This is a genomic window from Photobacterium sp. (genome assembly GCF_057456235.1).
Genome location: NZ_JBVCPH010000007.1, coordinates 102,750 through 115,599 on the forward strand (window position 1 = coordinate 102,750; position 12,850 = coordinate 115,599).

Here is a 12,850-nt window from a genome sequence, read left to right on the forward strand (position 1 = left end):
CCCCCATGCGGGATATGATCACACACCTAAACCATACTATCCGCGCCAGTGCATTATGCACTGGCGCTTTATTATGCCTGATGTTTTCTCAGCCAAGCGTCGCAACCAGTAAAAATCAGCTGGATGGCGTCAAACAGGAAATCTCACGCCAGCAGAACCAACTTGGCAGTAAGCAGACCCAGTTCAACACCCTGCAAAAAGAGCTCAGACAACAAGAGCTGGACATTGCACAAACGGCGAAGAAAATTCACCAGGCAGACAACCAGCTCAACACGCTCAACCGCTCCATCAACCAGCTTGAGCGCGATCAGACTAAGCTCCAGCAGTTACAGGTCGGCCAGCAGGAAATGCTGAAAGAATTGCTCGATACCCAATATCGGCAAGGAAAAAACGATCAACTGGCGAGCCTGCTAAGTGGCCAGCAAAGTACGGAGCTCGATCGGATGTCGGTTTACGCCGAGCGGTTAAGCCAGGCGCGGAGCCAGGCACTTAATGAGTTAGCGGCGACCAATACCGAGTTACAGCTCAAGCACCATGAATTAGCCCAGCAACGCCAGCAACAGCAGATCTTACTTACTCAGCTGAAAACCGAAAAAAGCACCTTAGAATCGAGGCAAAAGCACCGCAAGAAGACCCTTACCAGCATTAAAAATCAGATTAACTCCGATAACCACTACCTCACTGAGCTGCACGCCAACGAAAAACGCCTGCTGGCAGAAATTGCCAAGGCAAAAGCCGAAGCGAAAGCTGCCCGGCAAATCCCGATGGACGGTCTGGCCCAACATCAGGGTAAGCTGCCATGGCCGGTGAAAGGCGCCGTACTCCATACTTACGGTTCGGTTCAGAAAGGCGAATTACACTGGAAAGGGATGGTGCTCAGTAAACCTTCCGGCAGTCAGGTCAAGGCCGTGTATTCCGGAAAGGTGGTTTTTGCCGATTGGCTGCGCGGCTACGGCTTAATGCTCGCTATCGATCACGGTAAAGGTGATATGAGTTTTTATGGCTATAACCAAACCCTGCTGAAAAAAGTCGGCGACACCGTACAGGCAAGCGAAGCCATCGCCTTGGTGGGTGTCAGCGGCGGTCAGGAACGTTCGGGCCTGTACTTTGAGATCCGCCGTAAAGGGACCCCGACAAATCCAAGAAACTGGCTAACAAAATAACCCTAACAGCCTATCCTGATTGCAAAATCAGGGAGCCTAAGCTCAACCACAAAGATTACCAGGAACGACGACATGCGACGGAACGCAATTTGTTTCTCTTTTTTGATCATTCTACTTATGGCAAGGCCCGTCCCGGCGGCCAGGTTAGCGATCGTGATCGATGATTTAGGCTATCAGGCCATGCCGCTCCAGCTCTCTGCGTTACCACCTGAAATCAGCATCTCCATTCTGCCCGATACTCCTTTTGATTTGGCCACCGCGCATCAGGCCGCACGAGAAAACCGGGATACGTTACTGCATATGCCCATGCAGCCACAACGGCAGGCCCCGTTAGAACTGACAACACTGACCGCCGGTATGCTCCGGGAAGAACTACAGCAAACGTTGCGCCATGCTCTCAGCCGCGTCCCCAATGCGATAGCCATCAATAATCACATGGGAAGCGGACTGACCCAGAATACCCAAGCGATGGACTGGGTGATGACGGTGCTCGCAGAACAAGGCCTCTCTTTTTTGGATAGCCGAACCACCAGCCAGACCGTGGCATTCGACCGGGCGCAAGCCAACGGTGTGCCCGCACTGCGCCGCCATATTTTTCTCGATCACTTCCGCACCCGGGAATTTATCCGACAACAGTTAGCATCAGCCCTGAAACGGGCCCGGAAGGAGGGTTATGTGGTAGCCATTGGCCACCCCTATCCCGAGACTCTGGAGACGCTGCAACAGTGGTTGCCTGAAGTAGAGAAGCAGCAGGTCAGACTGGTGCGGCTATCAGAGCTGTATCTGCAGATGTAGCACCAATTTGACTCTTTACCATACTGTCAGCGGCGGGATATTAAAGGCCGACGACAGAGAAACCGGCTATTACGATACGTCACGCTGTACCTGATCACAATAATGCGACTCGAGCTGGAGCACCCGCTGTTTTCCTTCACTCGTCGTCAGAGGACGGACAATACTTAGCATCTGTAATACCCCTTGATAAATCACCCCTTTGGTGATTTTAGCGCCCGGGACTTGAGTGGTCTGATAACAAATCCAGCTCGATGCCACTAATTTTAGCGTGTTAGCCAGGCTTAACAGCTCATTTTCGTCCAGATCCAGCAGTCCACTCTCTTTGAAGCTGCTCATCAATGCCATGATATTGCTGTGTAATTCTTCCTGAGCTTGTAAATACTTCCTCTGCAACTCCTGATCACGGCTAAGAATATCTGGCAGGTTGGCGTAAAAAAAACGATAGCGCCACATCAACATAAACACGGCATCCAGGTAGGCCAGCAAACTTTCTGCCGTCGCATCAAATGCTGCCTGGGGCTGAAAACGAATACTCAGATCGCGGGCGTATTCATCAAAGATACAGTGTATAATCTCTTCCTTATTGCGAAAGTGATAATAGAGATTGCCGGGGCTGATCCCCAAATGAGCAGCTATATGGTTGGTGGTAACGTTAGGCTCACCACTCTCATTAAAGAGTTCCAGTGCGGCCTGAATAATTCTGTCGCGGGTTTTCATGCGCTTCTCACTTCCTTCACCCAATGGCTATCGCTTGATATTATCATAACTCATAACCGATATTTGTAACGGTGGCTAACGAAAGCCGTTCGATCAATGTATTAGCATTAGGATAACCCATGATTGTTGTAACTGGCGGCGCCGGCATGATCGGCAGCAATATCGTTAAGGCCCTGAATGAACAAGGTCATAACGATATTCTAGTGGTTGATGACCTCAAAGACGGCACTAAATTTGTTAACTTAGTTGACCTCGATATCGCTGATTACATGGATAAGGAAGATTTCATCACCCAGATCATGGCTGGCGATGAATTCGGCCCAATCGACGCCATCTTCCACCATGGGGCTTGCTCGGCAACTACCGAGTGGGACGGCAAATACATGATGCTGAACAATTATGAGTACTCTAAAGAGCTGCTGCATTTTTGCTTAGAGCGCCAGATCCCATTTCTGTACGCCTCTTCTGCTGCCACCTATGGCGGTCGCGATCACGGCTTCATTGAAGAAAAACAGTATGAAGGTGCCCTGAACGTCTACGGTTATTCAAAACAGCAGTTTGATAATTATGTTCGCCGCATCTGGCAGGATGCAGAAGTCCATGGCGAAACACTGTCTCAAATTACAGGCTTTCGCTACTTCAATGTGTATGGCCCGCGCGAACAGCACAAAGGCAGCATGGCGTCTGTGGCTTATCATCTGAACAGTCAGATTAAAGCCGGTGAAAACCCAAAGCTGTTCGAAGGTTCCGAGACCTTCAAACGTGATTTCGTCTATGTGGGTGACGTGTGTAAAGTCAACCTGTGGTTCCTTGAAAAAGGCGTGTCGGGTATCTTCAACTGCGGCACCGGCCATGCCGAATCATTCCAGGCCGTCGCCGATGCGGTGATCAAACACCATGGCAAAGGCGAAGTAGTCACAGTCCCATTCCCAGAGCACCTGAAAGGTCGTTACCAAACATTTACTCAGGCAGATTTGACCAAGCTTCGTGCGGCGGGTTATAACCAGCCGTTCAAGTCAGTTGCCGAAGGCGTGGCTGAGTACATGGCCATTTTTAATAAGTAACGTTGAACTATCCCGATGACAGAACATGATGACAAGCAAGCTTATAACCCGGCGTTTTCCTGGTCTTTCTTGCACCCTAAATACTGGGGAACCTGGCTGGCGGTAGCTCTCGCGACCCTGATCTGCCTGTTTCCTCATTCAGTCCGCCGGGCACTTGCCTCCGGATTTGCGAAACAAGCCGTGAAGCTAAACAGCAAAGCCAACCGCCGTGCCCGGGTAAACCTGCAAATGTGCTTCCCTGAAAAATCAGAACAAGAACGTGAGGCGATACTGCTGCAGAGCATTATCACCGCAGGTACCTTCCTGATGGGGTTTCCCTCGCTGTCGGTACGTAATCGCCAGTGGCTGGAGAACAACACCATTATTCGTGGTGAAGAGCACCTGACAGCATTAAAAGACCAAGGTCAAAATGCTATCTTGCTCGCTCCCCATACCTGGGCCATTGATGTGCCCGCAGTACTGCTTGCCTCTCGCGGCCTGCCCGTGGTGGGAATGATAAAAAAACAGAAAAACCAGGTTTCTGACTGGCTAATGCATAAACAGCGAGTGCAATATGGCGGGCGCGTGTATGAACGAAGCGCGGGGATTAAGCCCTTTATCCGCTCGATCAAGGAGGGCTACTTCGGCTATTACCTGCCAGATGAAGATCTCGGCCCGGAACACAGTGTGTTTGTCGATTTTTTTGCCACCACCAAGGCAACCATTTCGGGTCTGGGACGGCTGTCAAAACTAAGTAGAGCAAAGATTGTCCCACTGTTTGCCGTGTACAATAATGACACTGGCAAATACGAAATAGACATCAAGCCAGCACTCGCCCCCTTCCCGAGCGAGAGCGAAGAGCAAGACGCCCGTATCATGAACGCCTGTATCGAAGATTACGTTAGCGTTAAGCCCGAGCAATACATGTGGATTTTACGGTTACTGAAAACCCGCCCGAACGGTGGGGAAAATCCTTATCAGGTGACAAAGTAGTATGAATAAAAAAGCTATAACCCACTTTCTGATCCTGCTGCCTTTTATTTGGCTGTTCAGCGGAATGCTTGTGATGAGAAGCGGTGATAAACCCATGATCGCTATGATCGTCATTTCTATCATTGCAACATTAATAAGCCATGGTCTGGACTCGATTAAAGAGAACTTGAAGCGCGATAAAACACTGTGGGTAGTGTTAATCACGACCGGGTATGCTCTTTTCAGCTATCACTATCACGGACTAAGTTCACGGGAAATACGCTCATTGCTCGGCGCTTCACTATTGTTGCTCTGTTTCCCAAGACATTTACTAACACCCAGGCTCTTGCAAGGTTTAACCCTAATAGGTGCTATTGCATGTGCTGGTTTTGCCATTTATTACAGCCAAGTTGCTGAGTTGATTAGAAGCAACTGGCCAATAAATGCCATTCCACAGGCAACACTGAGTGCCTCTATTGGCATCATCGCCCTTGCGCAGGTCATGAAGCACAGCAATAGAACGGAGCTTGTTCTCTCAATTATTTCGTTAATATTTAGCCTTACTGCCATTATATTCAGTCAAACCCGCGGGATTTGGTTGGGATTTGGGATAGCTTCTGGCTTAATGTTACTGCTTCACTTCAGAAGTAAACAAATAAACTGGAAGTTTATTACAGTCGGACTGGCCATGACCTTTACGGCTGGTTTTGCATTAAAACCTCAGCTAGAGCAGCGTATAGAACAAACACAACATGAGGCAAAGCAGATAATTGCCGGCAACCTCAATACGTCGATTGGATTAAGGCTACAAATGTGGCAACTCAGCCCATACCTGTTGAGTAATGACTGGTTGCTCGGCACCGGCGATTCTCAAAGCGATAAATTTCAATCTTTGTACAAAAAGGAGTTAGTTTCCGAAACATTATACCGTTTTAAGCCTGCACACTATCACAACCAATATTTAGACCGCCTGATCAAAAATGGCGTGATTGGTCTGGCTTTAATGCTATTGATACTCGTTGTGCCCTTGACTCAGCTCAACAAGCAGCCATCAAGTAAACGCTATAAAATTATCGGTCTGGTAGTATTATTCGCGATAGCAGCCTTAACCGATGTCCCGCTAAACCATGGACAAACTCTGTTTATGTATCTGTTATTGGTTTGTGGTCTCGCCACATATTCATCAAAAGCTGAAGAAAATTAATTTATTATGATCGATATTTTTGTCATCAATTTAGAATCATCCACTGATCGCAGAGCTCATATATCTAAGCAGCTTGATGAACTTGGCGTTAATTATCATATTTTTTCTGCCATCAATGGACACAAAGGCCACCACCCATTGTTCGATATGTACGATGACGGTCTCAGTCAACTGTACCGAGGTAAATCATTGAGCAAAGGCCAAATTGGCTGTTATGCCAGTCATTACCAACTTTGGCAACAGTGTATTGAGCTCAATAAGCCTATTATTGTAATTGAAGATGATGCTCTGATTTATCCTAAGGCATTTAAGGCGTTCATCCAGCACCTTCCTCAATTAGAGGATAACTATGAATGTATACGTCTGTTTGATAACAAAAGAAAATGCTTTAGTTTCAATCCGGTTAAACAACTCGATTCAATAACGATTTGCAAGTTTAGCAAAGGTCATATGAGCGCAACAGGCTACTTCATCACACCAGCCGGGGCAACAAAGATGCTAAAGCACTCGACACGCTGGTACATGGCTGTGGATATCTATATGGATCGCTTCTGGATTAATGACGTGGAATGTTATGGTACGTCACCAGCTTGCCTGACCAATGATCCGATCTTTGAATCGGATATTGGCTATGGCAAAAAAGCCCCGAGAAGCTTCTTAACCCGCTGTAAACGCGAATGGTTTAACCTCACTGAGCTGATTAAACGCGAAATCCATAACTTACGATTCAAAATCAATAACAATAATAAGTGAGTGCTATGAAAATCCTAATTGCCAGCTCATATAATCATGCTTGGAACAGCGTACGCCCTGAAGCCGAAATGTTCATCGAAATGGTTAAGCAGGGTCATGAAGTGACGGTCTTAACCCAAGGCAATGCGCCATATGTTGAACGGTTTAATGCGCATGGAGTTAAAACCATTGACTGCTATCCAAAAAGAAAGGTCTGTTTAGACACCATTAAGAAAATGCGTAAAGAGCTGGTAGAGGGCCAATATGATATTTTCTACGCGTTTAACTCAAAAACCATTCCCAATGCAATTTTGGCAAGCATCGGAACCAAGGCAAAGGTTATTACCTACCGCGGAACGACGGGAGGATTATATCGTCATGATCCAAGTGCCTACCTGACCCACCTGAATCCTCGTGTAGACGGTATTATTTGTGTATCAGATGCGGTTCGGCGAGATGTAGCCAAACGGGTCTGGAAAATCAAAGATAATGTGATCACGATCTATAAAGGCCACCAACTGGATTGGTATCAGGTGCCGGCAACACAAAGAAGTGAGTTCGGATTAACTGACGATCATATTATTGCGGTGTGTGCCGCTCATGTCAGACCTAGCAAAGGCATCTCAGTTTTAATTAAAGCAACATACGCGATTAAAAATGAAAACTTCCATCTTTTATTGGTGGGCAGCGGCTTTGAACCTCATTTAGAAGAAATCGCACAAAGCCCGATGGCGGATCGCATTCACTTAGTTGGCCACCGCAAAGATGTCCCTTCAATTATGACTATGGCCGATTTTCAGGTTCAGCCTTCAATCAGCGGCGAAGGCCTGCCGCGCACCATCATTGAAGCCATGGCCAACGGTACGACTTCGGTTGTGACCACTACGGGAGGCTCACCGGAGCTGGTCGATGATGGCAAAACCGGCTTTGTTGTCCCTGCCGGCGATGCCGATGCTTTCGCTGATGCGATGAATAAACTCATTGCCGATAAAAATAAAATTTCTCAATTCAGTGCCGCCGCTAAGCAAAAACTGGATAAAGAATTCAATGCCGCACAGACCGTGAATAAGCACATCGCATACTTTGAAAAACTGTGTAATAAAGGCTAACAAAATCAAAAGCCGTAAGTACCGTTGCGGCGAGCCAGTAATAATTCAGTCTATTATACGAATAACTAAAAAGACTAAATAACAACTTTAAATACACAAATAATAACTTTCGGAAAAGAAAACATGGAAGCTTTTGTGATAAGCCTTGCAGATAACCTAAGGCGACGTAAAAAGGTAACAGATACCCTTGATAAACATCATATTAATTTTAATTTTATAGATGGCGTTGATGGCAGAAAAGGAAATCATCCTTATCTGGAAAGATACAATGAAAAAGAATTTCTATTCAATTATGGCAGAAAAGCAGCACCGGGTGAAATAGGCTGCTACGCGAGCCACATGCTGGCATGGCAGAAATGCGTTGATTTGAACCAGTCTATTCTGGTGTTTGAAGATGATCTATCGATTAAAGATGGCGTGCTTGAGGCTTTCAGTGCCTGTGAGAAACTCATCGATAAATACGGTTTTATCCGGATGGAAACAACCAATAAAAAACCTCAGTACAAAGTCGCTACAGTTGATGGTATGACATTATCTAATTTCCTGAAAGTACCACAATGTGCCACTTGTTATGCCATTTCTCCAGCGACGGCAAAGGCGTTTCTTGATAACAGCCAGGAACTTTGTCTTCCCGTTGATGTGTTTATCCGCAATGTCTGGATGCATAAACAAGCCATCTACGGATTAGAACCCTATTTTGTATCAGCCAGCGGAGAAGACTCAATCATTGGAAAAAGAAATAGAAGTCAGAAGAAGTCCATTAGCACTAGGGTTATCTGCCTGGCGTATAAATTAAGAAATATGGCAGGTAATTTCATCAGCCAGATTTCGTTTTACCTATCTCGATAAAATAAACCGGCTTCAGCATTTCCCGTACCCTTGCATTGACATACGATATACTTGGAGTTTGGCGGTTACTCTCTCCAAGTATACCTTAATGCCCATCCAAACAATGATACCGCAAGGCTTTCTATTGCTCTTCAAGAATGGTGGCACTATTTTTTAGTTTTGCTCTCTTGCTCAAGCAGCCATAGCCCAACATACTTATTAAAGTTCACTTGGGCATAGGTCATCGCGATAATAAAACCCACACTACCATCGAGGAACCCTCGGCGAATTATATAAATATGGAAGAAGGTCCAGATAGCACGCAGCAGTGCCAATACCAAACCATGGGACTTCTTGCCCTTGCGGTTATATTTTTGGGCACCTAGCCAAGCATACTGAGCCGCTTTATCTAGGCCGTGGCCGTAATCTCGATGAGTGTAGTGCAACAGAAAACCAGGCATGACACCTTTATCGCCAGAAGCCGGAACCACCGTTTCATGCACTTCATCTAAGGTATAGCGTGCGCCCTCACGCTTGAACAAACGTAACACGGAGCGGGCACTGCGCCCATATTTCAACGTCTTGCCATAAAGGGTCACTCCCCAAGGCAGACGATAAGCTGTTTTATCGATCGTCTCCTGCTTAAGTAACGCAACTAACGCATTTTGCATGTCGCTATCGAGCGCTTCGTCGGCATCTATCGACAAGACCCAGTCACCAGTTGCTTTATCTAAAGCTCGTTGCTTTTGCTTACCAAAACCAGGCCAGTCCGTCACTGTGACGTTATCAGTAAAACGCTGGCAAATTTCTACCGTTTCATCTGTCGAACCACTATCCAGGACAATGATTTCATCGGCTACGGATGCGACGGATCGCAAGCAGTTCTCGACCCGATCGGCTTCATTTTTTGTAATTAAAATAACTGACAGTGTATGTTTTTGCATGTGATTACCACTTCCAATAGCCCATTTTCTTGCGCACTTTAAGGTTGCGAAAAATATTCGCCGGCTTTTTATCCTGCCAACCCTCAGTCAGCATTTCAGTGACTGCAGCCAAAACACGATGAGCCGACTGGCCATCAAGATAAGGCGTAATACCTGGGCCATAATGTTTAATATGAGTTTGTAATTCTTTACTTGGGGCCAATGCATCACTTATCGCTGACGCAAGGTTTTCTGGCTCAGTAATATTAATAAAACAAGGTTGAACCTCACGGTTATTCACGGTGACAACAGGTTTATTAAGCAACAAGAACTCCTGGAATATCGAGGAGTTATCACAAACCATCACGTCAGCTCGGTGAAGCAGTTCAATCACTTTATCATTATCGAAAAAGGTTAAATTATCACTTTCAAGCTGACGATATTTCTCAACCGTTTGCGGATCCATCTTCGGATGTAAGGTGATTAACCAATGCCAGTCACCTTGCTGGCTTAGCGCCTTAATTTCGTCATATACGGATTCAGCACAGGACAAACTCGGGGTGAATGTCGAGGCAAACAGGATCTGAGGTCTTGAGTATGCTGTCTCTGACTTGAAGTTAAATAAACTATCCAGTTTTAGCCAGCCGGTCTCTTTAACTCTGAAATAGCCTCGCTTTTCAGCTAACGGTTCCAGCATACCAGTTCGTTCATGGCCTTCGGTACAATACAGATCGAACATCCCCCGCTCAGGGTATACATTGCCTCGCTTGCTTTCGTTTAAACCATGAAACACTTCCACTTTCAGGCCGGGAATAAATGACGGCACCCGGTCCCCCGGTACAAAAACAGCGTTGGGGCTATAAGCTACGGCCTCTTTGATGGTGAGAAGCTCTTCTTCATCGTCAGCAAGAAAATCTTTCGACACCTCACCGCCTGCCAGCAACCACTTAACCTGATGGCCAGCAGCAATCGCGACAGCTTGCAGTGGACGCAAAATAGCAAAGGAATAATTTTGTTCGACATAAAATAAAAAACGATATGATGGCGTATCATTCAAGCTATTAGTGGTTTGCTGCATGTATAAAAGTCCCGGTGTAAACAAGCGCCTTGATAAAACAAGCCTAAGTACAAAAGCATGATCTCGTTGAGCGGTAATCATATCAGAAAATGGCTGTTAACCCTTGCATGGTTGTAGCAATAGTAAAACGTCATTAAGACCCTTCGCAACATCATTGCTACCCCTTAAAATGCAGGACTCACTGAAATTTGAATTCCCATATCTAACTCTGAATCTCGCATCTTGGGGTAGTTTGGGTATACTCCGTCAAGAAAACTGTCCGACTGATATCAAGGAACATGCCATGCTCATCCGCTGGTTTTACACCTTATTACTTTCCCTCGCCTCCCCTTTTCTGCTTTATGGCCTGTATAAGAAAAAACCAGGAAAGCCGTCATTCGGCAAGCGCTGGAAAGAGCATTTTGGCTTTACGCCACTGCTTAGCTACCAAAACACTGCCATTCGCCCTATCTGGATCCATGCCGTATCGGTGGGTGAATCTATTGCTGCAATTCCAGTGATTAAAGCCTTGAAAGCGCAAAACCCGGAGCAACCCATCGTCGTCACAACGACAACGAGCACAGGCGCAGAGCAAGTGGCTAAACTGGGCGATCTGGTTGAACACCGCTACATGCCACTTGATTTTTCATGGTGTGTTAAAGGTTTTTTAAAAACGATACACCCTTCTGCAATGCTGATTATGGAAACCGAACTGTGGCCAAATACCCTCGCGACGGTTCACGACTCAGGCGTTCCGATCATGATTATGAACGCCCGCCTGTCCGCCCGCTCAGCGGCTCGCTATCGCCAGTTTCAGCCAATCTTCAATCTTCTCGCCCGCAACATTGACCATGTTTTATGCCTACATCATGATGATGCGGAGCGCTTTAAAGCGTTAGGAATGAAAGAGCAGAATGTCACCGTGACAGGCTCAATAAAGTATGACATCGAGATTTCCGCTTCAATTGAGCAGCAAGCAAGAGATCTTCGCAGCCAGTTAGGTGCGCAGCGGCCGGTATGGGTCGCGGCCAGCACCCACAAGGGGGAAGATGAGCAAGTATTGGAAGCGTTCAGGTTAGTGCTGAAGAAGTACCCGGACAGTTTATTGATTCTCGTGCCGCGTCATCCTGAGCGTTTCAATCAGGTTGAACAGCTGTGTGCGGACACCGGATTTAGCTGTGTGCGCCGCACAGCCAATGCAGAGGTTTCAACCGACACTCAGATCTATTTGGCCGATACGATGGGAGAAATGCTGCTCTTCCAGGGCGCTGCTGATATCACCTTTATGGGCGGCAGTTTGATCGGGGCGGCGGTCGGCGGGCATAACCTGTTAGAACCTGCCGCCTTGGGCAAACCCGCGCTCACCGGGCCAAGCTTTTACAATTTTACCGACATTACTGAGCAGTTATGCTCCGCCGATGCGGTCTGGATCTGTGCCGATGCCCGGGAGCTGGGACAGATGCTAACGCAACTCTTTGCGAGCCCTGAGCAATGCCAGGCCATGGGAGCTGCCGCTTTGAAGGTGGTCAAACAAAATCAGGGCGCAGTGGCCAAAACATTAACCGCTCTCAACCACCAGCTTTCGATTCAGGCCCCGGCGTAACCTTGCAATAGACATTGCCAACAGGTTTGCTGAAACCGGATACCACGCTTACCCTGCTCTTTAACAAAAGAGCGGTGTAAGCGGGCCAGATTCTTCTCTTTCCACTTAGAGCCCGGCTGCTCATAGCACTTATCAAAATCAATCAGCCAAACCTGCTCGTCACCATCCAGCAAAATATTGTGAGCGTTTAGATCGGTATGGCAAACCTGTAAATCATGCATTTTTCGGACTGTCGCCCCGATCTGCCGCCACACAGAGTCGGGAAGGCTGTTTTTTTGCAACAACGCTACCAGATCTCTGGCGTTATCAATCTTCTCGACCAGAATATCGGCACGGTAGGTTAACCCTGAGCGGATCGCCCTCGCCGCAACGGGGCGGGGAACACGCACCCCACCTTGCGCCAGCTTATGCAGCAATAACGTTTCTTCTGCGCAGCGCGTTTTGCTCCAGCCAAGAAACCAATATGAGTCTTCTACCAGCTTACCAAACAGCCCGCCACGGCGATAATGCCGCAGTGCCATCGGTAACGTCTTCCCCTCAACAAACCAAGTTGTGCCCCGGCCTTGTGCCGAACCAATCACTTTTGATCCTTGCTGCCAGAATGCCGGGTCAAAACATTTATCCGGCTCTTCCTGCAACAAATTCGGGTCAAACCAGATGCGCTGGTTAGCAAAACACAATTCTTTCACGGTGAAACTCCTGAC

At 47.2% G+C, this 12,850-nt stretch carries 13 protein-coding genes; 9 read left to right on the plus strand and 4 right to left on the minus strand.

Features of this window, described 5'->3' with window-relative positions; translation table 11 throughout:
* Positions 1-14 precede the first annotated feature (14 nt).
* Both AC2204_RS09965 and AC2204_RS09970 read left to right on the plus strand, forming a co-directional pair.
* A complete protein-coding gene (locus AC2204_RS09965; protein ID WP_318925347.1) occupies positions 15-1,163 on the plus strand; it encodes a peptidoglycan DD-metalloendopeptidase family protein in 1,149 nt (382 codons plus the stop codon).
* A 72-nt stretch (positions 1,164-1,235) separates the two neighbouring features.
* A complete protein-coding gene (locus tag AC2204_RS09970) occupies positions 1,236-1,958 on the plus strand; it encodes a divergent polysaccharide deacetylase family protein (RefSeq protein ID WP_318925348.1) in 723 nt (240 codons plus the stop codon).
* A 69-nt stretch (positions 1,959-2,027) separates the two neighbouring features.
* On the opposite strand, the gene AC2204_RS09975 is transcribed toward AC2204_RS09970, so the two are convergent.
* Positions 2,028-2,675, minus strand: coding sequence for a TetR/AcrR family transcriptional regulator (locus tag AC2204_RS09975; RefSeq protein ID WP_318925349.1), 648 nt, complete (start codon positions 2,673-2,675; stop codon positions 2,028-2,030).
* Between the two features lie 119 nt (positions 2,676-2,794).
* Between AC2204_RS09975 and rfaD the strand changes: the two genes are divergently transcribed.
* From rfaD to AC2204_RS10005, 6 genes are all read left to right on the plus strand, one after another.
* Positions 2,795-3,739: an ADP-glyceromanno-heptose 6-epimerase gene (gene rfaD, locus AC2204_RS09980; RefSeq protein ID WP_318925350.1), complete on the plus strand. Its 945-nt coding sequence runs from the start codon at positions 2,795-2,797 to the stop codon at positions 3,737-3,739.
* Between the two features lie 15 nt (positions 3,740-3,754).
* Complete coding sequence (lpxM, locus tag AC2204_RS09985) at positions 3,755-4,711, plus strand: lauroyl-Kdo(2)-lipid IV(A) myristoyltransferase (protein ID WP_318925351.1); 957 nt, start codon at positions 3,755-3,757, stop codon at positions 4,709-4,711.
* A gap of 1 nt (position 4,712) precedes the next feature.
* On the plus strand, positions 4,713-5,894 hold the full coding sequence (locus AC2204_RS09990) for an O-antigen ligase family protein (RefSeq protein WP_318925352.1): 1,182 nt from the start codon (positions 4,713-4,715) through the stop codon (positions 5,892-5,894).
* Positions 5,895-5,900: 6 nt separating this feature from the next.
* Complete coding sequence (locus AC2204_RS09995) at positions 5,901-6,647, plus strand: glycosyltransferase family 25 protein (protein ID WP_318925353.1); 747 nt, start codon at positions 5,901-5,903, stop codon at positions 6,645-6,647.
* 5 nt (positions 6,648-6,652) lie between these two features.
* On the plus strand, positions 6,653-7,735 hold the full coding sequence (locus AC2204_RS10000) for a glycosyltransferase family 4 protein (protein ID WP_318925354.1): 1,083 nt from the start codon (positions 6,653-6,655) through the stop codon (positions 7,733-7,735).
* Between the two features lie 123 nt (positions 7,736-7,858).
* Complete coding sequence (locus AC2204_RS10005; RefSeq protein ID WP_318925355.1) at positions 7,859-8,584, plus strand: glycosyltransferase family 25 protein; 726 nt, start codon at positions 7,859-7,861, stop codon at positions 8,582-8,584.
* A gap of 146 nt (positions 8,585-8,730) precedes the next feature.
* Here the strand turns inward: AC2204_RS10005 and AC2204_RS10010 are convergent, their stop codons facing one another.
* Both AC2204_RS10010 and AC2204_RS10015 read right to left on the minus strand, forming a co-directional pair.
* Complete coding sequence (locus tag AC2204_RS10010) at positions 8,731-9,507, minus strand: glycosyltransferase family 2 protein (protein WP_318925356.1); 777 nt, start codon at positions 9,505-9,507, stop codon at positions 8,731-8,733.
* A 4-nt stretch (positions 9,508-9,511) separates the two neighbouring features.
* Positions 9,512-10,564, minus strand: a complete 1,053-nt coding sequence (locus AC2204_RS10015) for a CDP-glycerol glycerophosphotransferase family protein (protein WP_318925357.1) — start codon at positions 10,562-10,564, stop codon at positions 9,512-9,514.
* Between the two features lie 283 nt (positions 10,565-10,847).
* On the opposite strand from AC2204_RS10015, the gene waaA reads away from it, so the two are divergent.
* Complete coding sequence (waaA, locus tag AC2204_RS10020; RefSeq protein ID WP_318925358.1) at positions 10,848-12,146, plus strand: lipid IV(A) 3-deoxy-D-manno-octulosonic acid transferase; 1,299 nt, start codon at positions 10,848-10,850, stop codon at positions 12,144-12,146.
* On the opposite strand, the gene AC2204_RS10025 is transcribed toward waaA, so the two are convergent.
* On the minus strand, positions 12,131-12,835 hold the full coding sequence (locus AC2204_RS10025; RefSeq protein ID WP_318925359.1) for a 3-deoxy-D-manno-octulosonic acid kinase: 705 nt from the start codon (positions 12,833-12,835) through the stop codon (positions 12,131-12,133). The genes waaA and AC2204_RS10025 overlap by 16 nt on opposite strands.
* Positions 12,836-12,850: the final 15 nt, after the last annotated feature.